Source organism: Massilia antarctica, from assembly GCF_015689335.1.
Lineage (GTDB): Bacteria > Pseudomonadota > Gammaproteobacteria > Burkholderiales > Burkholderiaceae_D > Telluria_A > Telluria_A antarctica.
This window is the reverse complement of sequence record NZ_CP065053.1, coordinates 4107511-4129665: the sequence shown is the minus strand read 5'-3', so window position 1 is coordinate 4129665 and position 22155 is coordinate 4107511. Positions and strand designations below refer to the sequence as shown.

General features: G+C 61.9%; 25 protein-coding genes. 4 read left to right on the top strand and 21 right to left on the bottom strand.

Going from position 1 to position 22155, the window contains the following annotated elements; all coding sequences use genetic code 11:
* Nucleotides 1–12: 12 nt before the first annotated feature.
* The 19 genes from recO to IV454_RS18415 form a co-directional block, all read right to left on the bottom strand.
* On the bottom strand, nucleotides 13–816 hold the full coding sequence (gene recO, locus IV454_RS18505) for a DNA repair protein RecO (protein WP_054267253.1): 804 nt from the start codon (nucleotides 814–816) through the stop codon (nucleotides 13–15).
* A gap of 24 nt (nucleotides 817–840) precedes the next feature.
* Nucleotides 841–1743, bottom strand: a complete 903-nt coding sequence (era, locus tag IV454_RS18500) for a GTPase Era (protein WP_054267252.1) — start codon at nucleotides 1741–1743, stop codon at nucleotides 841–843.
* The gene (gene rnc / locus IV454_RS18495; protein WP_229521693.1) at nucleotides 1740–2582 is read right to left on the bottom strand and encodes a ribonuclease III; all 843 of its coding nucleotides are present in this window, start codon (nucleotides 2580–2582) and stop codon (nucleotides 1740–1742) included. Before rnc ends, era begins: the two co-directional genes overlap by 4 nt.
* 26 nt (nucleotides 2583–2608) lie before the next feature.
* Nucleotides 2609–3022, bottom strand: coding sequence for a DUF4845 domain-containing protein (locus IV454_RS18490; protein ID WP_206087267.1), 414 nt, complete (start codon nucleotides 3020–3022; stop codon nucleotides 2609–2611).
* Between the two features lie 17 nt (nucleotides 3023–3039).
* A complete protein-coding gene (gene lepB / locus IV454_RS18485) occupies nucleotides 3040–3954 on the bottom strand; it encodes a signal peptidase I (protein WP_206087266.1) in 915 nt (304 codons plus the stop codon).
* Nucleotides 3951–5744 (bottom strand): translation elongation factor 4, encoded by a 1794-nt coding sequence (gene lepA / locus IV454_RS18480; protein WP_166895712.1) that lies wholly within the window; start codon nucleotides 5742–5744, stop codon nucleotides 3951–3953. The genes lepB and lepA overlap by 4 nt, the downstream gene beginning before the upstream one ends.
* A 255-nt stretch (nucleotides 5745–5999) precedes the next feature.
* Nucleotides 6000–6260, bottom strand: a complete 261-nt coding sequence (locus IV454_RS18475) for a glutaredoxin family protein (protein ID WP_206087265.1) — start codon at nucleotides 6258–6260, stop codon at nucleotides 6000–6002.
* A 69-nt stretch (nucleotides 6261–6329) separates the two neighbouring features.
* Entirely contained in the window at nucleotides 6330–7787 is a 1458-nt protein-coding gene (locus IV454_RS18470; RefSeq protein WP_206087264.1) for a DegQ family serine endoprotease, read from the bottom strand.
* A gap of 264 nt (nucleotides 7788–8051) precedes the next feature.
* Nucleotides 8052–8591, bottom strand: coding sequence for a sigma-E factor negative regulatory protein (locus IV454_RS32885; RefSeq protein WP_229521692.1), 540 nt, complete (start codon nucleotides 8589–8591; stop codon nucleotides 8052–8054).
* A 63-nt stretch (nucleotides 8592–8654) separates the two neighbouring features.
* Nucleotides 8655–9257, bottom strand: a complete 603-nt coding sequence (gene rpoE, locus IV454_RS18460) for an RNA polymerase sigma factor RpoE (protein ID WP_206087263.1) — start codon at nucleotides 9255–9257, stop codon at nucleotides 8655–8657.
* A gap of 69 nt (nucleotides 9258–9326) precedes the next feature.
* Nucleotides 9327–9824, bottom strand: coding sequence for a protein YgfX (locus IV454_RS18455; RefSeq protein WP_206087262.1), 498 nt, complete (start codon nucleotides 9822–9824; stop codon nucleotides 9327–9329).
* A gap of 180 nt (nucleotides 9825–10004) precedes the next feature.
* Complete coding sequence (gene fabF, locus IV454_RS18450) at nucleotides 10005–11252, bottom strand: beta-ketoacyl-ACP synthase II (protein WP_054267243.1); 1248 nt, start codon at nucleotides 11250–11252, stop codon at nucleotides 10005–10007.
* Nucleotides 11253–11279: 27 nt separating this feature from the next.
* Nucleotides 11280–11519, bottom strand: a complete 240-nt coding sequence (gene acpP, locus IV454_RS18445; RefSeq protein ID WP_018059410.1) for an acyl carrier protein — start codon at nucleotides 11517–11519, stop codon at nucleotides 11280–11282.
* Between the two features lie 177 nt (nucleotides 11520–11696).
* On the bottom strand, nucleotides 11697–12434 hold the full coding sequence (gene fabG / locus IV454_RS18440) for a 3-oxoacyl-ACP reductase FabG (protein ID WP_206087261.1): 738 nt from the start codon (nucleotides 12432–12434) through the stop codon (nucleotides 11697–11699).
* Nucleotides 12435–12489: 55 nt separating this feature from the next.
* A complete protein-coding gene (gene fabD, locus IV454_RS18435) occupies nucleotides 12490–13449 on the bottom strand; it encodes an ACP S-malonyltransferase (RefSeq protein ID WP_206087260.1) in 960 nt (319 codons plus the stop codon).
* Nucleotides 13450–13573: 124 nt separating this feature from the next.
* A complete protein-coding gene (locus IV454_RS18430) occupies nucleotides 13574–14560 on the bottom strand; it encodes a beta-ketoacyl-ACP synthase III (protein ID WP_282961349.1) in 987 nt (328 codons plus the stop codon).
* Between the two features lie 11 nt (nucleotides 14561–14571).
* The gene (gene plsX, locus IV454_RS18425; protein WP_206087259.1) at nucleotides 14572–15633 is read right to left on the bottom strand and encodes a phosphate acyltransferase PlsX; all 1062 of its coding nucleotides are present in this window, start codon (nucleotides 15631–15633) and stop codon (nucleotides 14572–14574) included.
* A 196-nt stretch (nucleotides 15634–15829) separates the two neighbouring features.
* Nucleotides 15830–16012, bottom strand: a complete 183-nt coding sequence (gene rpmF / locus IV454_RS18420) for a 50S ribosomal protein L32 (protein ID WP_008449924.1) — start codon at nucleotides 16010–16012, stop codon at nucleotides 15830–15832.
* Between the two features lie 201 nt (nucleotides 16013–16213).
* Entirely contained in the window at nucleotides 16214–16711 is a 498-nt protein-coding gene (locus tag IV454_RS18415) for a YceD family protein (protein ID WP_206087258.1), read from the bottom strand.
* A gap of 180 nt (nucleotides 16712–16891) precedes the next feature.
* On the opposite strand from IV454_RS18415, the gene IV454_RS18410 reads away from it, so the two are divergent.
* The 3 genes from IV454_RS18410 to IV454_RS18400 all read left to right on the top strand — a co-directional run bounded on the left by IV454_RS18410 (nucleotide 16892) and on the right by IV454_RS18400 (nucleotide 18914).
* Nucleotides 16892–17494: a Maf family nucleotide pyrophosphatase gene (locus tag IV454_RS18410; RefSeq protein ID WP_206087257.1), complete on the top strand. Its 603-nt coding sequence runs from the start codon at nucleotides 16892–16894 to the stop codon at nucleotides 17492–17494.
* A gap of 5 nt (nucleotides 17495–17499) precedes the next feature.
* Nucleotides 17500–18246, top strand: coding sequence for an SAM-dependent methyltransferase (locus tag IV454_RS18405; RefSeq protein ID WP_206087256.1), 747 nt, complete (start codon nucleotides 17500–17502; stop codon nucleotides 18244–18246).
* 209 nt (nucleotides 18247–18455) lie between these two features.
* The gene (locus IV454_RS18400) at nucleotides 18456–18914 is read left to right on the top strand and encodes a nuclear transport factor 2 family protein (RefSeq protein ID WP_206087255.1); all 459 of its coding nucleotides are present in this window, start codon (nucleotides 18456–18458) and stop codon (nucleotides 18912–18914) included.
* On the opposite strand, the gene IV454_RS18395 is transcribed toward IV454_RS18400, so the two are convergent.
* Nucleotides 18915–19778 (bottom strand): RHS repeat protein, encoded by an 864-nt coding sequence (locus tag IV454_RS18395; RefSeq protein ID WP_206087254.1) that lies wholly within the window; start codon nucleotides 19776–19778, stop codon nucleotides 18915–18917.
* A 368-nt stretch (nucleotides 19779–20146) separates the two neighbouring features.
* On the opposite strand from IV454_RS18395, the gene IV454_RS18390 reads away from it, so the two are divergent.
* Nucleotides 20147–20830: a DUF6445 family protein gene (locus tag IV454_RS18390; RefSeq protein WP_054267234.1), complete on the top strand. Its 684-nt coding sequence runs from the start codon at nucleotides 20147–20149 to the stop codon at nucleotides 20828–20830.
* Nucleotides 20831–20843: 13 nt separating this feature from the next.
* Here IV454_RS18390 and IV454_RS18385 read toward each other — a convergent pair whose 3' ends face one another.
* Nucleotides 20844–22094, bottom strand: a complete 1251-nt coding sequence (locus IV454_RS18385) for an EAL and HDOD domain-containing protein (protein WP_206087253.1) — start codon at nucleotides 22092–22094, stop codon at nucleotides 20844–20846.
* Nucleotides 22095–22155: the final 61 nt, after the last annotated feature.

The window sequence follows — 22155 nt, the reverse complement described above, 5'->3', positions numbered from 1 at the left end:
TGTATGGTTAATCTATAACTGCATCAGGTCGATCAGGATCTGGCGCGTGTTCAGGGGCGATCCGCCCAGCTGGTGGGCCAGCAGGAAGCGCATCAGCGCCTTGCTCTGCGCCTGCGTGACAGGGTCGCTGTAGTCTTCGCGCTCCATGTCGAGCAGGGTCTTGCCGCTCACCGCCGGCCAGCTGTCCGATTCGCGCGCCGGGCGCGCGCCGCGCTCGGGGTCGACCACGTAGTCGCCGTCCGGCTCGACTTGCGCGCGGGTGCTGGTGCAGCGGGTCAGGTCGGCGGCCACGCCCGTCTCTTTAAGTAAGGCCCGTTCGAATTTTCGCAAGACGATCGGTGCCGGTTCGTTGTGGGCCAACTGGTTCAGGGTCGAGACGTAGTGGTCGAACAGGGCCGGGTGCGGGTCGTCGCGCGCGATCAGCTTGACCAGCAGTTCATTGAGGTAGAAGCCGCACAGCAGCGCGGTCTTTTCGAGGGGGAGCATGCCGCCCACCCACTCGGCGTCGATCAGGGTGCGCAGTTCGGACTTGCCGCTCCATCCGGCTTGCAGCGGCTGGAAGGTCTGCAGCACGCCGCGCAGTTTCGACAGCGGCCGCTTGGCGCCCTTGGCGACCAGCCCCACGCGGCCGAAGTCGCGCGTGAACATGTCGACGATCAGGCTGGTTTCCTTGTAGGGATAACTGTGCAGCACGAACGCTGGCTGACCGCTGACCCGCTCGCCGCGCTGGGGTACGCGCCGCCGCGCGGACGGCGGCTGCGGCAGCGCCGCGGGAGCCGCTACGGCGACGCTCAGGTCGGCCTCGTTGGTGGGCATGCGGGTAGCGGCGCTGCTCCGCGCTTACTCGTAACCGTAGGCGCGCAGGCCCGCTTCGTTGTCAGCCCAGCCGGATTTGACCTTGACCCAGATTTCCAGGTACACCGGGCCGCCGAACAGCTTTTCCATGTCGAGCCGCGACTGGGTCGACACTTCTTTCAGGCGCGCGCCCTTGTTCCCGATGACCATCGACTTGTGGGTGTCGCGCTCGACCAGGATGGCCGCGAAGATGCGCCGCAGGTCGCCTTCCTGCTCGAATTTTTCGATCAGGACGGTGCTGGTGTAGGGCAGTTCGTCGCCGACGAGGCGGAACAGTTTTTCGCGCACGATTTCCGAGGCGAGGAATTTTTCGCTGCGGTCGGTAATGTCGTCCGGGCCGAACACGGGCGCGTTCTCGGGCAGCAGGCGCTTGATTTCATTTTGCAGGCCGTCGAGCTGGAACTTGAGCTTGGCGGAGACCGGCACGATGGCGGCAAAATCATGCTTGGCCGCGATCTGCTGGGCGAACGGCATCAGGGCCGCCTTGTCCTTGACCCGGTCCGATTTGTTGATGACCAGGATGCAGGGCACGTCGGTGGGCAGCAGGTCGATCACCTGCTGGTCGGCCGGGCCGAAGGTGCCCGCTTCGATCAGGTACAGGATCACGTCGGCCGAAATGAGCGTGTTGGTGACGGTCTTGTTGAGCGTCTTGTTCAGGGCGTTCGAGTGGCGCGTCTGGAAACCGGGCGTATCGACGTAAATGAACTGGGCGTCGTCCACGGTCTGGATCCCGGTGATGCGGTGGCGCGTGGTCTGGGCCTTGCGCGAGGTGATCGAGACCTTGGCGCCGATCAGCACGTTCATCAGGGTCGATTTGCCCACGTTCGGGCGGCCGACGATGGCGATATAGCCACAACGGAAAATTTCGGGAGTAGTTGTGGTATTCATGCTGATTTCGTTTCCGGATGCGGGTGTTGAGGGTTTTTTGTGTCGACCGGCACGGTGGTGTCGTCGTCGAGGTCAGGCTCGGCATCGCTCTGGATGGTGGCGATGCCGGCCAGCTTGAGCTGGGCGGCGCGCGGCTTGGCCTTGCGGCCGGCCGGCGGGGTTTTCAGCAAGGCTTGCTCGGCCACTTCGAGCGCGAGCTTGGCGGCGGCCTGTTCGCCGGCGCGGCGGCTGCCGCCACGGCCGTAGACCTGGATGCCGAGCTTGGGCACCAGGCATTCGATCTCGAATTCCTGGCTGTGCGCGGCGCCGTGGGTGGCCACCACGTTGTAGGTCGGCAGCGAGATTTTTTTACTTTGCAAAAATTCCTGGAGCAAGGTCTTGGCATCCTTGCCGAGGGTGCGCGGGTCGACCGAATCGAGGATGGGAATATAGAAGGCGCGGATCACGTCGCGCGCGGCGTTGAAGCCGGCATCGAGGAAAATCGCGCCCAGCAGCGCTTCGAGGGTATCGGCCAGGATCGAGGGCCGGCGAAAGCCGCCGGACTTGAGCTCGCCCTCGCCCAGGCGCAAGAATTGCGACAATTCCAGCTTCTGGGCGATCTCGTAGAGCGACTGCTGCTTGACCAGGTTGGCGCGCAGGCGCGACAGGTCGCCCTCGTCGATGGCGCTGAAACGCTCGTACAGCACCGACGCCACCACGCAGTTCAGGATCGAATCGCCGAGAAACTCGAGGCGCTCGTTATGCAAACTGCTGTGGCTGCGGTGAGTCAAGGCTTGCTGCAACAGGCCAGCATCCTGGAACGTATACCCTAAGCGCGTTTGCAATAACTGAAGATTCATGTGTCGGACTTCTTGGTTGGACTGCCTTAACGGATAGGTTCGGCTGGTTTTTCAGGGATCTTGCCGCTCGGGTCGGTGGTACCCGAATAATCGATCAGCAGGGTGACATTGGTAATGAGCGGAATGCGGGCGGTGTAGGCAAACGCCACCTGGGTTTCGCCAGTCTCCTTGGTGATGATCAGGTCGGTGCCCTTGATCGTCTTGATGTTGTTGATATCGGCGTGCTTGTCGAAGGAAAGCTGGACATCGCGCACCGAGCCGTCAGCCGCCTTGGCCGCGACGATGCCGGCCTTGATCGCGCGGTATTCCAGAAAGGTCGGGAAGACTTTCATGGTAAACATGGCAATAAAGGTGATAATTCCCAGCAAAAAAATCAGGCCCGACAAGGACACACCCTGCTGTGTCGCCAGATTGACCGGCTTCGGTTTCGATCCGTACATAGAAAATCCCTTTGTTGTTAATGAATGCTGCCGATGCGGCCAAGACTACCCAGGTTCATCCAGACAAAAAACGCCTTGCCCACGATATTTTTATTCGGAACGAAACCCCAATAACGGCTGTCGGAGCTATTGTCCCGATTATCGCCCATCATAAAATAATTGCCCTGAGGTACGACACAAGTAAATTTATCGACCGTATAGGTGCAGCTTTCCCGGTTCGTGAAATTCTTGACCTGGTCCAGGCCGAAGACAGGCTTGCCTTCATCGTTGAGGATGCGGTGCTGCACGCCGGTCAGGTCTTCCGTGAATTGCTTATGGTACACGGGCGATTCCTCGTCGAGGAAATCGGGCAGCGCCGTGTACTTCACTTCCTGGCCATTCACGGTCAGGCGCTTGTTTTCATAGGTGATTTTATCACCGGGAACGCCGATCACCCGTTTAATGTAATCCTGGGTCATATCGTCGGGATATTTGAACACCATCACGTCGCCGCGCTGGGGATCGTTGACCTCGATGATTTTCTGGTTCAGCACCGGGAGGCGGATGCCGTAGGTGAACTTGTTCACCAGGATCAGGTCGCCGATGACCAGGGTCGGCACCATCGACCCCGAGGGAATCTTGAACGGTTCGTACAGGAAGGAGCGCAGGATGAACACCAGCGCGATCACCGGGAAGAAGCTGCCCGAGTATTCGATCCAGGTCGGCTGGCGCAGGATGGCCGCTTCGATCGACTGGCGGCTGGTGCTGTCGACCTTGATGCCCTCGGCGCTCAGCTTGGCATTGCGCGCATCGAAGGCGGCCAGGGCCGCATCGGCCGCGGCACGCCGCTGGCGCGCGAAGTAAAACACATCGAGGCACCAGACGATGCCCGTGATCACCATCAACACGAACAGGATCAGTGCGAAGTTCCCTAAGATAAACTGCAGGTTCATTTATCGTCCACTTGTAAAATTGCCAGGAATGCTTCTTGTGGAATTTCCACCGAGCCGACCTGCTTCATGCGTTTTTTACCGGCCTTCTGCTTCTCAAGCAGTTTCTTCTTGCGGCTGATATCGCCGCCGTAGCACTTGGCCAGCACGTTCTTGCGCAGCGCTTTCACGTTTTCGCGCGAAATGACGTTGGCGCCGATGGCGGCCTGGATCGCCACGTCGAACATCTGGCGCGGAATCAGTTCGCGCATCTTGGCGGCCACCTGGCGGCCGCGGAACTGGCTGTTGGCACGGTGCACGATGATGGCCAGCGCATCGACTTTTTCGCTATTGATCAGCATGTCGACCTTGACCACGTCGGCGGCCCGGTATTCCTTGAACTCGTAATCCATCGAGGCATAGCCGCGCGAGGTCGATTTGAGGCGATCGAAGAAGTCGAGCACGATCTCGGCCATCGGCATTTCGTAGATCAGCTTGACCTGGCGCCCGTGGTAGCTCATGTCCATCTGCACGCCGCGCTTGCCGATGCACAGGGTGATGACCGAGCCCACGTATTCTTGCGGCATGTACAGATTGACCGTGACGATCGGCTCGCGCACCTCCTCGATCTTGGACGGGTCCGGCATCTTGGAGGGATTGTCGACCCGGATCAGGGAGCCGTCGCGCATGATCACTTCGTACACCACGGTCGGCGCCGTGGTGATGAGGTCCATGTCGAATTCGCGCTCCAGGCGTTCCTGCACGATTTCCATGTGCAGCAAGCCCAGGAAGCCGCAGCGGAAGCCGAAGCCCAGCGCCTGCGACACTTCCGGCTCGTACATCAGGGCGGCGTCGTTGAGCTTGAGCTTTTCGAGCGAGTCGCGCAGCGCATCGTACTGGTTCGCTTCGACCGGGAACAGGCCGGCGAACACCTGCGGCTGGACTTCCTTGAAGCCCGGCAGCGGCGCCGCGGCCGGCCTGGCGGCGTGGGTGACCGTGTCGCCGACCTTGGCGGCCTTGAGTTCCTTGATGCCGGCGATCACAAAACCCACCTGGCCGGCGGATATCTGCGGCAAGGATTGCGATTTCGGGCTGAACACGCCCACGCTCTCGACCAGCTGCACCGATTCGGACGCCATCAGCAGGATTTTTTCTTTCGGTTTCAGGGTGCCGTTGATCACGCGCACCAGCATCACCACGCCGACATAGTTATCGAACCACGAGTCGACGATCAGCGCTTGCAGCGGCGCGTCCGGGTCGCCTTTCGGCGGCGGTACCCGGGCGATCAAGGATTCGAGCACGTCTTCCACACCCAGGCCGCTCTTGGCCGAGCACTTGACAGCGTCGGTCGCATCGATCCCGATCACGTCTTCGATCTCGGCGATCGCATTGGCCGGATCGGCATGCGGCAAGTCGATTTTATTGAGTACCGGCACCACTTCCACACCCAGGTCGAGCGCGGTGTAGCAGTTCGCCACCGTCTGCGCTTCGACGCCCTGGGAGGCATCGACCACCAGCAACGCGCCTTCGCAAGCCGACAGCGAGCGCGACACTTCATAACTGAAGTCGACGTGGCCCGGCGTATCGATCAGGTTCAGGTTGTACACCTGGCCGTCGCGCGCCTTGTAATGCAGGGCCGCGGTCTGGGCCTTGATGGTGATGCCGCGCTCGCGCTCCAGGTCCATCGAATCGAGCACCTGGGCTTCCATGTCGCGGTCGGACAAGCCGCCGCAAATCTGGATGATACGGTCGGCGAGGGTCGATTTGCCGTGATCGATGTGGGCGATGATGGAAAAGTTACGTATGTTGTTCATTAATGCAATTCAAAACCAAGTAGGGAAGGACGACATTCGGGGTGGTCGCGCGCTCATTGCTGTGCCGGCTTGCCGTATCGGCGACACGCCCCCATACGAAAAAAGCGCTCCGTGGGGGCATGGCTATCCCCAGGCGAGCGCCTTATCAAGCGAGAGAAGCTGTCAAGCTCAGGACAGAAGCTATTTCCGACCCCCGCATTTTACCGGATTTCAAGGTAGAAAGCCGGTCTATTGCCGAATTCCGTGTAAACATTGTTAAATCAACACAGGCGATGCTGCAAGGTAGGCACGCACGGCTGCTTCGTCGAGGAAGTAGTGGCATAGCTCGGGTCCGGCCGGGTCGCCGAACAGCACCGGCACCAGTTCGTCGAAGCGCTCGACCAGGGCCGGATCGGCGTCGACATCGATCACCTCGACGGCGAAGCGGACGGTATCGGTTTGCAGGGCATGGAGGGCGTCCAGCAGGTCGTCGCACAGATGGCAGTAGCTGCGGGAATACAGGGTGAATCGGATCATGGAATTGTGTGATCAAAAAAGAAACCGGCGGCGCCGGCGATGGCGGATATGGCCGTTGTATGGGTCGGCTCAGCTTTTGGGATGGATCACCACGTACTGGGTGGTCTCGTCGCGCCGCACCAGCAGCACGGCATTTTTCCTGGCATCGAGCCGGGCGACCAGGGCGTTGAACTGTTTGGCATCCTTCACTTCGGTATTATTCAGTTGCAGGATCAGGTCGCCCGGACGCAGGCCGGCGCGCGCCGCCAGGGCTTCGCTGGCGTCGACCAGCACGCCGGCGTCGATCTGCAACTCCTTGCGCTGCGCCTCGTTCAGGTCCGACACATGCAGGCCCAGCGCGTTGGGGCGCTGGTCCGGGCCCGGCTTCTTGGGGCCGGGCTTGCGCGCGGCCTTGTCGTCGTCGAGGGTGACGATGTTGACCGTGATGTCTTTCTGCTGGCCCTGGCGCCACAGCGTGACCACGGCCTTGCTGCCCACGGCCGTGCCGCCCACCAGACGCGGCAGGTCGCCACTGCGATCGATTTCCTGGCCGTTGAATTTGAGGATGATGTCGCCGACCTTGATGCCATCCTTGTCGGCCGGACCGCCCGCCTCCACCCGCACCACTTCGACGCCGCGCGCCTTGTCCAGGCCCAGTGCCTCGGCCACCTCCCTGGTGAGCTCGTCGATCTCGACACCCAGGCGCCCGCGCGTGACCTTGCCGGTCTTCTTGAGCTGGTCGGCCACGCGCATCACTTCATCGATCGGCACGGCAAAGGAAATGCCGTTATAGCCGCCAGACAGGGTGGCGATCTGGGAATTGATACCGATCACTTCCCCGCGCATATTGATCAGGGGACCGCCCGAGTTGCCGGGATTGACCGCCACGTCGCTCTGGATCAGCGGCAGGTAGTCGCCGGTATCGCGCGACTTGGCCGAGATGATGCCGGCCGTGACGGTATTGTTCAGGTTAAAGGGCGAACCGATGGCGATCACCCATTCGCCGACCCGGATCTTGCCGGAGTCGCCGATGGTCAGGCTGGGCAGTTGCTGGGCGTCGAGCTTGAGCAGGGCGACGTCGGAACGCTTGTCGGACCCGAGCACCTTGGCCTTGAATTCGCGCCGGTCGGTCAGGGTGACCAGCACTTCGTCGGCGCCGTCGACCACATGGGCGTTGGTGAGCACATAGCCGTCGGCCGACATGAGAAAGCCGGAACCGACGCCGCGCTGCACTTCATCTTCCTGGGACGGCGGCTGGGGCGGCTGGGGAGCGCGCCGTCCGCGCGGCTCCTGGGCGCCGTGGTAGCGGCGCAGCAGGTCGAGCAGCTCATCCTCGGTGGGCGCGCGCTCGCCCGGCTTGAGTCTTTCGGTGGTGCGGATATCGACCACGGCCGGCCCCACCTTGTCGATCAGGTCGGTGAAATCGGGCAGACCGGTAACCAGGGGCGCCGCCACCGGCGCGGCGGCAACGGCCTGTGGGGCGGCGCCGAAGGCGGCAGCGGCGATGAATAAAGCGGAGAAGAGCTTGCTGCCAGCGGAAAGTGTCATGGTGGTCGGATAGGGGAATCGGATAAAGATTGACGTTATGGTAAGCCAAAACGCCAGGCTTGTCGCGGCGGGTGGCGCCGGCCGGGCCGCGGACGCGCCGTTTGCCGGACGCCGCGTGCCGGAGAATGGCGCCGCAAGCGGCCATGCGTTTCAGCGATGCGCCATCGCGGGCGTCGTCCGGCCCGGGTTCAGGCGCCCTCGCCCGCGCATGCGGCGCTCAGCGGCATATTGGCAGGAAAGGCTGACCGGGTTGCCGCGATAGCGTCAGGACATCGATGCAATGGCCGGCTTGGCCGCGCTGACGAGCTTGGGATCGGCCATGCCATCGGCCGTGCCATCGGCCTTGGTGTCGCGACGTTCGTTCACGCCGTCGGGGCGCGGCTCGCTGATGGCCGCGTTCACCGGTTCCGCGACGGTGATAGGATCCGGCGCATCAGGCGCGTCGCGGTCGCTCGCGGGGACGGCCGCATCGGCCAGCGCCGCCTCGCTGATGCCGGTCACCGGCCCGGCCGCACCGGCGGCCACGGCGGCCGGCGCGCGCCGCGCCAGGGCCGCGCTGGATGCGCGCAGCAAGCGCTTGCCGGGCGGAGGCTCGGCCGCCAGGCGCGCCGCCAGCTTGCTGGCGAAGGCCTCCGACAAGGCGGGCCCGCCCGGATCGCGCATGGCGTCGCGGATGCGGTGATACAGGTCCCACGCGTGCTGGCCGTCGGCCGAGTGCAGGGCCGCGTCAGGCAAGGTGGACGGCGACAGTTCGTGGTCGCTGAACGCCGAGATCTGCTCCCGGACTTTTTTCGGGGTGTCCATCAGTATTTCCATCACTGTTGAGTGTGACCAAAAGTTAACCGATTAGAGCGATCATCGCTACACTTAACGTCGTTTGTCAACCGGCATGTCGAGCAAGGGCCTCAACTTTTCGGCAATCACTTCGCGCGCCCGGAAAATCCGGCTGCGCACCGTGCCGATGGGACATGACATGACTTCCGCTATTTCCTCGTAGCTCAACCCTTCAATTTCGCGCAGGACAATCGCGTTGCGCAATTCGTGCGGCAGCGCCTCCATCGCGGCATTGACCGTAAAAGCGATCTGCTTGCTTGCCAACACCGATTCCGGGGTGTTGATGTCACGCAAGCTGTCCGCATCGTCAAACGCTTCGGCGCGCTCCGCATCCGACTCGGTCGAGGTCGGTGCGCGCCTTCCCTGTGTGACAAGAAAATTCTTCGCCGTATTGATTCCGATCCTGTACAGCCAGGTATAGAAAGCGGAATCCCCCCTGAAATGCCGCAAGGCCCGATACGCCTTGATGAATGTTTCCTGTACCACGTCCTCGGCCTCGGCCGGATCATGCACCAGGCGCGATACCAGCCGCATCAGCCTGCGCTGATATTTGCTGACCAGCAGGTCGAACGCCTGCCTGTCGCCAGCCTGGACGCGCTCAACCAACAGTTGATCACACTCGCGTTCTGTCGTCACTGACCCTGCCCTCTTGGCTGCAGCAGCGGCCCGTCCCACTGTGTATAGAGTTGGCCGCTTGCAATAAGTTCAAAGTATTTTGTTATTTCCGACAAATTTATTGTCCCGCCCGGCAATGACCCTGAGGGCCACTGACAACATTCGGAATTGCTCGCGAGCCAAACTGTCCGGCCAGATGAGCAGCACACTGACGAGCTTGCCACCGGGTGAGCCCAGCAGCAGGAGCAGGCTGTGCGGCCAGAGAGTCGATCCGGGAAGCAATTGCAGCACATCCGCTTCGGCCGGTACTGCGCCCAAGCTCTGTTGTACCGTCAGGCGAATCTCGCCGAGTCCAGAAATATCAATCCTGCGCCGCATTTCCCCCTGTGCCGATGCCTTCCATGCCAGCGTTGCTGCCAAGGCGCAAGCCCCAGCGGACAAAGCCGGCAAAACGCTGGCCGCGTCTATGCCCGCAGCCCAGCGCCCGACGAGCGCAAGAGCAACGGCCAGATTGAGCGCGGCATAGCCCAGCAGAACCAGACGCAAGGAACGCGACGGCCTGATGCTGGCGGAAACCGCAATCGACATAATCAGTAGGAAAGGTGCTGCGGGGCGCCAGTGCGTGATGGTGCACTGGGCAAATCGGACCCCGGCGAGAGCCGCCGGCGTTTCATCGACGCCCACACTTGAGACAAGTGCGGACGCCGAAAGTTCATGTTACGACGCGAAATTTTTCCTGCGCGTCATTGCACCAAGGATTGTTCCGGCTCAGGCCTTGCCGAATACCAGGGTGCCGTTGGTGCCGCCGAAGCCGAACGAGTTCTTCACCGCGATATCGATCTTCATCTCGCGCGCCGTGTTGGCGCAGAAGTCCAGGTCGCAAGCGGGGTCCTGGTTGAAGAGATTGATCGTCGGCGGCGAGATCTGATGATGCATCGCCAGCACGGTGAACACGGCTTCCAGGCCGCCGGCGCCGCCCAGCAGGTGGCCGGTCATCGACTTGGTCGAGTTCACCACCAGCTTGCCGGCATGGGCGCCGAAGGTCTTCTTCAATCCCTGCACTTCGGCCACATCGCCCTGCGGGGTCGAGGTGCCGTGCGCATTGACGTAGTTGACCTGGTCCGGATTGATCCCGGCATTGCTCAGGGCCGACTGCATGCAGCGGCTCGCGCCACTGCCGTCTTCGACCGGGGCCGTCATGTGGTAGGCGTCGGCGCTCATGCCGAAGCCGAGCAGTTCGGCGTAGATTTTCGCGCCGCGCGCCTTGGCGTGCTCGTACTCTTCAAGCACCATCACGCCGGCACCTTCGCCCAGCACGAAACCGTCGCGGTCGACGTCCCACGGACGCGAGGCGGTGGCCGGGTCGTCGTTGCGCGACGACAGCGCGCGTGCCGAGGCGAAACCGCCCAGGCCCAGCGGCGAAATGGTCGCTTCGGCACCGCCGGCAATCATCACGTCGGCGTCGCCGTACTCGATCAGGCGGCCAGCCGCGCCGATACTGTGCAGGCCGGTGGTGCAAGCCGTGACGATGGCCAGGTTGGGACCGCGCAAGCCGTACTTGATCGACAGGTTGCCCGAAATCATATTAATGATCGAGGCCGGCACGAAAAAGGGCGAAATGCGGCGCGGGCCGCGCTTGGCGTATTCTTCCTTGGTGTCTTCGATCAGCGGCAAGCCGCCGATGCCGGAACCGATGATCACGCCGATGCGCTCGGCATTGGCTTCGGTGACGACCAGTCCGCAATCCTGCATTGCCTGGATACCCGCCGCCATGCCGTAATGGATAAACGTATCCATGTGGCGCGCATCCTTGGCAGGGATGTAATCCTCGATATTGAAACCCTTGACTTCGCCCGCGAAGTGGGTCGAAAAAGGCTGCGCATCAAACCTGGTGATGTTGGCAATGCCCGACTTGCCGGCCAGTGCCGCGCTCCACGTCTCGGCAACCGTGTTGCCGATTGGTGAAACGCAGCCCAGCCCGGTGATGACGACACGACGATTTCGTGAACGGCTCAAGCGATTCTCCCGAGAAAATTGTAAAACTTAGGCCTTGACGTGCGCCGTGGCGTAGTCGATTGCCTGTTTCACGGTGGTGATCTTTTCAGCTTGTTCGTCAGGGATTTCCATTTCGAATTCGTCTTCCAGTGCCATCACCAGTTCGACGGTGTCGAGGGAATCCGCACCGAGGTCGTCAACGAACGAAGATTCGATTTTGATGTCTACTTCTGCAACGCCCAGTTGCTCAGCGACGATTTTTTTAACGCGTTGTTCGATATCCGACATGTTATGGCTCCATTGTGTGTGTTACGGAAAGTGCGCGCATTTTATCAGGTTTGCGCGGTGAAAAACTAATTTCGGTGTCTGCCGCAAATTCCACCGAACGTACTGCTAAATGACGAGAATTCCCTTTATCTGATCCGTGCGCAGGCCCGCAAATGGGATCAGCCAAGGCATTCAACATCAATTCATATACATTCCGCCGTTCACGTGCAGGGTCGTGCCCGTGATGTACGCCGCTTGCGGCCCCGCCAGGAAGGCGACGGCGTGGGCGACGTCTTCCGGCGCGCCCAGGCGACCGAGCGGAATCTGGGTCAGCAAGCCGCTGTGCTGCTCGGCACTCAATGCCTTGGTCATATCGGTATCGATGAAGCCGGGAGCGATGCAGTTGACCGTGATGTTGCGGCTGCCGATTTCGCGCGCCAGCGCCCGGCTCATGCCGGCCACGCCGGCCTTGGCCGCCGCGTAATTCATTTGCCCGGCATTGCCGGCCGAGCCGACCACCGAGGTAATGTTAATAATACGCCCATGCTTCGCTTTCATCATGCCGCGCAGGACCGCGCGCGACAGGCGCCCCACCGCCGACAGGTTGGTGGCGATGACGCTGTCCCATTCCTCGTCTTTCATGCGCATGGCCAGCTGGTCTTGCGTGATCCCGGCATTGTTGACCAGGATGGACAGGCTGCCGAAGCCCTTTTGCACCTCGTCGATGACGGCAACGCAGGCGGCCGGATCGGTCACGTTCAGGACCGCGCCCTTGCCGCCGAACTCGGCGAGATAGGCGGAAATTGCTTCAGCACCAGCTGCGGAGGTAGCGGTGCCGACCACTTTCGCGCCCTGGCGGGCCAGTTCGAGTGCGATGGCCTTGCCGATGCCGCGCGACGCGCCCGTGACCAGGGCGACTTGATTTTCGAGTTTCATTGCTATCCTTTTGTTCTGATGTTCTGCGATGCCCTGCGATACTGCACCAACTTGCTCAAGCCTGATTGAGGCTGCTCAATACGCGCTCCAGCGAAGCCTGGTCCACCAGCGCCTCGCCCACCAGTTGCGCATCGATGCGCCTGGCCATGCCGATCAGCACCTTGCTCGGGGCCGATTCGATCACCCGGGTGACCCCGTCGGCAGCCATTTTCTGCATGGTTTCGACCCAGCGCACCGCCCCGGCGGCCTGGCGCACCAGCGCATCCTTGATCGCTTCGGGATCGTTCAGGATAGCCACGTCGACGTTGTTGATCAAGTCGATCCGCGGCGCCGCGAACGGCACACCCTTCAGATACTCGCGCAGGCGGTCCGAAGCCGGTTTCAGCAAGGAGGAATGGAAGGGGGCCGACACCGCCAGCTTCATGGCGCGCTTGGCGCCCTTGGCCTTGGCCAGTTCGCAGGCGCGCTCGACGGCACCATTGTGGCCGGCGATCACGATCTGGGTCGGTTCGTTGAAATTCACCGCCTCGACCACTTCGGCCGGATTGGCCGCGTCCGCTACGGCCGCCGCTTCGGCGCACAGCGCGCGCACGTCGTCGGCCGACAGGCCGAGGATGACGGCCATGCCGCCCTGCCCCACCGGCACCGCTTCCTGCATGGCCTGGGCACGGAAACGCACCAGCGGCACCGCATCCTTGAAGGCGATCACGCCGGCCGCCACCAGGGCCGAATACTCGCCCACGCTGTGGCCGGCCAGCACCGACGGCACCGGGCCGCCGGCCGCGATCCAGGCGCGGTACACGGCCACCGAGGCGGTCAGCATGACGGGCTGGGTATTGGTGGTCAGGTCCAGGTCTTCCTTGGGGCCGTCGGCAATCAACTTGCCCAGGTCGAAGCCGAGCGCGTCGTTGGCTTCGGCAATGGTCTGCGCGACCACGGGGTTGCCGTCGAAGCCAGCAAGCATGCCGATGGCTTGCGAACCCTGGCCGGGAAATACGAACGCGAATTTATTCATGGGGTGATGTCCTCCTGTTTTGTTTTTATGGCGGCATCCGCATCAAGGACTGGTGCGGGCAAGAAACTAAAGAAACGGCGAAGGGAACCGCTGGCGGCGCTCTCCGGCGCCGCCAGGAGGCAGATTACATGCGCACCAGCACGGCGCCCCAGGTGAAGCCGCCGCCGACGCCTTCCATCATGACGTTGTGGCCGGCCTTGATGCGGCCGTCGCGCACGGCGATGTCGAGCGCCAGCGGAATCGAGGCAGCCGAGGTATTGCCATGCTGATCGACCGTGACCACCATTTTATCGAGCGGCAAGCCAAGCTTTCTGGCCGTGCTTTTCATGATGCGGATATTCGCCTGGTGCGGCACCAGCCAGTCGACCTGGGCGGCCGTCATGTGCGCGTGTTCGAGCACCTCCTTGGCCACCTGTTCGAGCACGGTGACGGCCAGCTTGAAGACCGCCGGGCCATCCATGTACAAAAAGCCGCTGCCGGCGATGACGCCGCCGGCCAGGGTGCCCGGCACGCTGAGGATGTCAGAATAGCGCCCGTCGGCATGCAGCTTGCTGGCCAGGATGCCCGGTTCTTCCGAGGCGCTGAGCACGATGGCGCCGGCGCCGTCGCCGAACAGCACGCAGGTGGTGCGGTCGTTGAAATCGAGAATGCGCGAAAAGACTTCGGCGCCGATCACCAGCACGTTCTTGTGCGCACCCGACTTGATGAAGGCGTCCGCCACCGAGACGGCATACACGAAACCGCTGCAGACGGCTTGCACGTCGAAGGCGGCGCTGTTGTTGTGCATGCCGAGCTTGCGCTGGACGATGCATGCCGTGCTGGGAAAGCTGCCATGGAAATCGGGGGTCGAACTGGCCACGATGACGAGGTCGATTTCCTCGACATGCTTGCCGGCCATCTCGAGCGCCTTGACGGCGGCCGCCACGGCCAGGTCCGACGAGAGCTCGTCCGGCGCTGCGTAATGCCGATTCGAAATGCCGCTGCGTGAGACGATCCACTCGTCCGAGGTTTCGATGCCCTTGGCCGCCAGTTGCTCGGTCAGGTCGCCGTTGGAGACGCGCTTGGCCGGCAGATAACTGCCGGTGCCGATAATTTTGCTGTACAAGGTCATTGCTAGCCGTCCTACGAGTGGGTTATTCCTGGCACTTCCGGGTCAGGCGTGCGGGGCATCAACTCGGCGATCATGGCCGAGAGCTGCTCCTGCACATTGTATTTTGCCGCGTCGAAGGCGCGTTTGATCGCCCACTCATACGAGTACGCATCGGCGCCGCCATGGCTCTTGAACACCAGACCGCGCAAACCGAGCAGACTGGCACCGTTGTAGCGCGATGGATTGAAACGGTTGGAAAATTTCTTCAGCGCGCCGCGCCCGATGATGGCGCCGAGCATGGTCAGCGGATTGCGCTTGAACTCGGTGGTCAGGGCATCCTTGACGAAGCGCCCCAGGCCCTCGGCCGCCTTGAGCGTGACATTGCCGACGAAACCGTCGCACACCACGATATCGGTGGTGCCCTTGAAAATATCATTGCCTTCGACATTGCCGTAGAAATTCAGGGCGCCGCGCTCGTGGTCTTCGCGCAGCAATTTGGCGGTGGCCTTGACCACTTCATTGCCCTTGATCTCTTCGGTGCCGACATTGAGCAAGCCAATGGTGGGACGCGTGATGCCTTCCATGGCCGACACCAGCACCGAACCCATGATGGCGAACTGATGCAGGTGGTGCGGCTCGCAGTCGACGTTCGCGCCCAGGTCCAGCATATAGGTGGGGCCGTCTTTCTGGTTGGGAAGGATCGAGCAGATGGCGGGACGGTCGACCCCGGCCATGGTCTTGAGCACATAGCGCGAGACCGCCATCAGGGCGCCGGTATTGCCGGCCGACACGCAGGCCTGGGCCTTGCCGTCCTTGACCAGCTCGATCGCCACGCGCATCGATGAATCCTTCTTGCGGCGCAGGGCGATTTCGATGGGATCGTCCATCGCCACCACTTCGGACGCATGCAGGATGGACAGGCGCGGGTGGCTGTCGGCTTTGTGTTTTTTGAGTTCTGCGCGCAACTCGTCCTGCAGGCCGACCAGAATCAGTTCTGCTTCGGGTTCGCTGTTGAGGAAAGAGAGTGCCGCGGGGATAGTAACTGAGGGGCCATGATCGCCGCCCATGCAGTCAATGGAAATTTTAATTGTCATTTTGTGGATTCGTACCGCGACTCAACAGCGTGTGGCGGCAGGATGCGATCTGGAAGTGGCCGAGCGCCAAGCAGAGTCTGCGTAATTCGAAATGACGGTGTGCAAAGGTGGTTTGCAGCCGGTGACAAAGAAAAAGCGGTGCGACGCACAAAAAAGTCGTTGCACCGCTTTCATCTTACTCAAACTAAACCGTCGATTACTCGTCGTTTTTGGTTTTGAGAACTTTGCGACCACGGTAAAAGCCGTTAGGGCTGATGTGGTGACGCAGGTGCGTTTCACCGGTGGTTGGCTCGATGCCCAGTTGTGGCGCGACCAGGAAGTCGTGCGAACGGTGCATACCGCGCTTCGAAGGGGATTTCTTGTTTTGCTGAACTGCCATGATGACTCCTAATACATAAGTTCTAAAATTCTAACACAATCGATCAGCAAATACATGCGAATCGAGTATCCCAGCGGCAAAATTTCTTTACCGACATGTTTAACGCCGTCCTACCTTTACTACCAATGCCATACTCGACTACAACACGCGTTTGACACGTTCTTTACCAACAACTTGTTCTGTATTTCAGCCGCCGAGCGGCTATTCCGGCTTGAGGTTCTTGAGTTCCGCAAACGGCGACGGCTTGTCGGACTTGACCGCATCGAGCAGTTTATTGTCCGGACACACCTCGTGCTTGGGCACTTGCGGCAGGGCCAGCAAGGCCTCGTCCTCGAACAGGTCGCGCACATCGCATTCGCGGCTGCCGACGATGACGTCGATACTCTCGTCGTTCAGTACTTCCTCGATCTCGTCCGCATGCTCGTCATCCTTGCCGAGCATCAGCACGGTGGATGAATCCATCTCGTAAGCGAACGGTGCCAGGCAACGCTGGCATACCAGCTGGACCGTGCCGGACACCGACAAGGTCAGTTGCGGATAGCCCATCTTGCTGGTCGACCCATCGATGGTCCAGGCGATCTGGCCCGACTGGTCGGCACAATCCTTGTTCAACCGGCTCATTTCAGCGACAGGCGTGACGCCCTCGCGATGGCCGTTGCTTCGACAAAACTCAAAAGCGTCGATGACAAAAGCACTCATTGCAGAAATTTTCCCCGGAAAACCTGCGATAATAACAGGCTTCTCGTTGTGGAGTCAAAGACTTAGCGCGATTATTTGGGCATGGACCCGCGCGCTGTTGCTGGCGCGACCACGCCGTGCCCGCCAGATGAATCCCGCTGCGCCCGCTGACAGGGCCAGCCAACAGGACCAAAGTACGACATGATACCAACTTCCACCGCACCGCGGCTGATTCTTGCATCGGGCTCCGCTTACCGGCGCGAATTGCTCGAGCGCCTGCGCCTGCCCTTCGAGGTGCTGGTGCCCGATATCGACGAAACGCCGCAGTCCGGCGAGTTGCCGGAAGCGACAGCGCTGCGCCTGGCGCGCGCCAAGGCCGAAGCGGTGGCGGCGCGCGCGCCGGGCAGCATCGTCATCGGTTCCGATCAGGTGGCCACGCTCGACGGCCAGCAAATCGGCAAGCCCGGCAACCACGCCAATGCCCTGGCCCAATTGCAGACGATGCGCGGACGGCGCGTGGTATTCCACACGGCCCTGTGCCTGTGGGACGGGCGCACCGGCACGGCCCAGGTCGAGAATGTGCAAACCTTCGTCACCGTGCGCGACTTGCCCGACGCCGAATTCGACGCTTACCTGCGCATCGAACAGCCCTACGATTGCGCTGGCAGCGCCAAGAACGAAGCGCTCGGCATCGCCATTTTGGAACGCATCGACAGCACCGACCCGACCGCCCTCACCGGCCTGCCCCTGATCGCCCTGACCGGCATGCTGCGCCAGGCCGGTTTTACCTTCTTTCAACAGTGAGTACCATGCCTGGCATTTTATATCTGATCCCCAACACCCTCGGCGCAGCCGATCCGGCCAGCGACGCGCTCGCGCACATCATCCCGGAGCAAGTCCAGGCGCTGACCGCGCGGCTCGATTATTTTGTCGCTGAAAACGCCAAGACCGCGCGCGGCTTCCTGAAACTGATTGCCGTGCGCCATCCGCTGACCAAGCCGCTGCAGGAAATCGAGATCGCCGAACTGAATGTAAACACCCCGGCGCAAGCGCTGGCGGGCTTGCTGGAACCCCTGCTGGCCGGGCGTGATTGCGGGCTGGTGTCGGAAGCGGGCGTGCCGGCGGTGGCCGATCCTGGCGCCGACCTGGTGCGCCTAGCGCACGAGCGCGGCGTCCAGGTGCGCCCGCTGGTCGGGCCGTCGTCGCTGCTGCTGGCCGTGATGGCGAGTGGCTTGAACGGGCAGAGCTTCGCCTTCAACGGCTATCTGCCGACCGACGCGGCCCTGCGCACCAAGCGCATCAAGGAACTGGAAACGCGTTCGCGCGCGGAAAAGCAAACCCAGCTGCTGATCGAAACGCCCTACCGCAACGGCGCCATGCTCGAAGCCCTGGTCGGCGCCTGCCAGCCAAGTACCTTGATTTGCGTCGCGACCGACCTGAGCCTGCCGACAGAATCGATCCGCACCTTGAATGGCGGTAAATGGAAGTCGCTGCTGGCGGCTGGCAAGGCACCCGACTTCCACAAGAAGCCGACCGTGTTCCTGCTGCTGGCGTAAGCCGCCAGCGGCGCGATGGCCAGTCATCGCTCTCCCCACTGGAGCGAGCAATCCGGCAGGACAGGACAGCGCTGTTGCGCTGTGGGCAGTGGCACGGCCATCGCGGACATCCTGGCGTGGATTGTTTTGCCGGCCGGCGCCCGCTTTACATTGCATGGGGCCAAGTTTTGTGTTTTCATGCTTGTGTTATCCAACACGCAAGGTTGCCCATGAAACGCTCTTTCATGTTTCTTTTTTTCGCGGTATCGCCACTGATGGCACAGGCAGCCGATGCCACTGATAATCAGTTGATCGAACGCGCGGTACGCGACTATATAGAGTCGCAACACACGCCCGATCCGGCACGCATGGAACGCGGTGTTGACCGTCAGCTCGCCAAGCGCACATATTGGCAGGCGGCCGATGGATCTGAATTCATCATGAATACCGACTTCGACACCATGGTCAAGGTTGCCAGGACTTACAACAAGGACGGCACGAAATTCCCGGCACAACCACGGGTGGACATCAAGATCCTCGATGTCGACCAGCGCGTGGCAACCGTCAAGCTGACCGCCGACGAGTGGATCGACTACATGCACCTGTATAAGAACCAGCGCAGCGAGTGGAAGATCGTCAATGTACTTTGGCAGTACCATGACACGGCGCGCCAAGTGAGCAAGAAATAGTTATTTTGTTCGCGCGGTTGATGATGCGACCGTTCGTGTCCAATTCCACCGACCAAGCCTCCGTGTCGAGTGACAACCCGTTCTCGAACCACAGCCGCTCGGCACACTCACCACCGCACGGCTGACTCGCATATCGCTGCCGACGGCATCGTAGTCGAACCTGCGCGATTGCCCTGCCCCCGCCCATAAGTTGAGCCGATTGGTGTTCGGGTGCAAGGCGTAACTGAAGTCGCCTGTCCGTTCACGGCTATGCTTGATCCTGTTACCCGCGTCATCCCATGCAAAATACTGGTTGTCCCCGCTGCGCGTCGCGGTGGCGAGCCGGCTGGCCTCGTCGTAGCCGTAGTCGGTCGTCAGTTCCGGAAACACCGCATCGACGACCTTCGAGATCGTCCCTTTCGGGTGGTAGTCGAATCCCAGGCTGTGCACCCCGGGCGTGGCGAGCTGGTCAAGGCGTCCATCCTGGTCGAAGGTGAGCATGCGCGGCAGGCCGTTGCCGAAGCGCCAGCCGTAAAGAAGATCGGTCGCCGGCTGGTAGATGAATCCGCTGGCCAGGATCGCCCACTTCCCGCCCAGGGTGCTGCGCAGCCGCCACAGGCGCCCGTACGCGTCGTAGTCGTACCCGACGCCAAAGCCGCTGGAATTGCTCATGGCGCTTTTGCGGCCCGCAGGGTCATAGCCCCAATACGTGGCGAACTTGACGCCGTAAAGATCGTTTTTCTGACTGACGAGCCGGCCGGCGACGTCGTAGGCGTAATCGGTGCGTCCGGTGGCATCGGCAATACTGGTCAGCCTGCCCTTGCCGAAATTGCCTTCGTCATAGTTGAACGATTCGGTGATGCCGCCGCTGTGGCGCCAGCGCATGCGGCCTAGATCGCCCTACCCGTAAAGGACGACCTTCTGGTCGGCGCGCGTTTCGCTGATGCGCGTCTAGCCGCTGATCCTTTCGGTTAGATGCGGGGGTGCTGTCTGGAATGATGCCATACAAGACGCGCCGGCAGCGCGCACGAGCCCGACGGTGGAGATTGGCGACGAATGAGCGGGAAGACCGCCATGTCAACCCCATGCATCCGGCACGTGCCCGAAGCGAATCGGCACAAGCCCGATCGCCGTGGCGTCTGTCGCCGGCACGCGAAAACGCGCCGCACACCCGATTGTCATCGCGCGGGCGCGGTGCTATCCTGCACCGCACCAGCTTTGCCATCCGCCCCATTCGCAGAGGAAATGCCCGCATGCTCCGACCATCCCAGCCCGCCCCGCTCAAACTGCCCACCTTGACCTATCGCAGGCCGCAGGAAGGGCGCGATTACTGGGTGCAGGATGATTTTTTGCCGGACGCGCTGGCCATTTCGCAGCGCTGCTACAGCCAGACCGAGTGGCAGCTGGGTGCGCCGCACCGCGCCGAACCGTGGCCCGGCATGCGTAGCCCGAACGCGCTCACGCCGGACGAGATGGCGTATGTCGAAGCATGGGTCAAAAAGGTGACCGGCGCCAAACGCCTGTGGCAGGAATCGACACCCGAGGGCAGCACGCTTAACCATAATCACGTGCAACTGGTGGGCATGGACGAGTCCGCGGCGCGTCCGCATACCGATTCGCGCAAGCTGTGCCGCTACGCCTGCGTGATCTACCTCACGCCCGATCCCGATCCCACCTGCGGCACCTCGTTCTTCCGCCTGCGTTATCCGAACGGTTCGCTCGGCGGCAATATCTGCAGCCCGCCGCACGCCAATCTGCGCGAAGCGCTTGGTGTGAAGGCCTTGCCGCCAGATGCATGGCAAGAAGAAATCCGCATCGAAAACCGCTTCAACCGCATCCTGCTGTACCGGGGCAACCTGGTGCATTCGGCCACCGGTTATTTCGGCTTCGAACAGGCCGACAGGCGCATGACGATCGTGTTTTTCTGGATGGCCTAGCGACCCGGCCTCCTCAGGCCACCAGCTCGTTCACCCAGCCGAAGGCGTCCATTTCGATCTCGCGCATGGCCTGGGCACCGAGGCCGAGCGCCTTGAGCGACCTGGCCAGTTCCGGGCCGCGCCTGGGGTTTTCCAGCAGCTCGACCACGCGCAGCATGTCGCCCAGCACCCCCTTGCGCTCCAGCAGGGCGGCGCGCACTTCGTCGGCCACCACCACGGTGGCGAGAATATCCTGCATCGACATCGAAAATAGCGCATCCATCAGCGACATGATGCCCACCGTAAAACCGGTCTCGGCGCTGGCGCCCTGCACTTTCCGGGTCATCAGTTCCATCAGCTTGCCGCGCGTGGTGGCCATCTGCAGCAGTGGCGAATTCAGTTCGACCGCGGTGCCCGGCTTGGCGTACAGCAGGATTTGCAGCCAGCGCTGCAATTGCTGGCGCCCCAGCACGTACAGCGCCTCGGTCAGCGAGTCGATGCGTCCGCGCGCGCCGGCCGCCGGCGTGTTGACCAGCCGTAGCAAGTTCAGGCTGATCAGCGGGTCGCGCTTGACCGCGCGCTCGATCTCGGCATTGTCGGCGTCCGAATTGATCAGGTCGAGCAGGCGCAGGATGACCAGTTCCGACGGCGCGATTTTCTTGCCGCTCAAAATCGCCGGACGCGCGAAATAATAACCCTGGAAAAACTCGAAGCCGAGCGCCATGCAGGCGTCGAATTCCTCGACCGTCTCGACCTTTTCGGCCAGCAGTTTCTTGTTGCGTCCGTTCAGGGCAGCCACCAGCGCCGGCAAGGCGCCTGCCGGCACGGCCTGCACATCGACCTTGATGATATCGACCAGGTCGACCAGCTTGCGCACGTCCTCGGACTCGTCGACCACATCGTCGAGGGCGAACTTGAAGCCGAACTGCTTCAGTTCGCGCACGCGCGCGATCACGGCCGGCGTGGCCTGCACGGTTTCGAGGATTTCGAGGATGACCTTGTCGTGCGGCAGGAAGCGCACGAAGTCGCTCATGAGGACGATCTCGTCGACATTCACGAACGCGAGGCGCTCGCCGACCACCCTGGCCATGCCGAGCTGGGAGGCGTGCGAGATCACCGCCGCGGTGGCGGCAGCGTGATCGGTCACATTTGCGTCGCCGCCATCTGCGCTGCGAAACAAGAGTTCAAAGGCAACCAGTCGCTGGTTGCGTCCGAGAATAGGCTGGCGCGCGAGAAAAAAATCGTCGGATGGCAGCGCCAGCTCGGCCACGGTATCAATAGGCATGGGGGATCCGGAAAACAGGAGCGCCGACAGCGGCGCCTCCTGCGGTGACTATACTACGGGG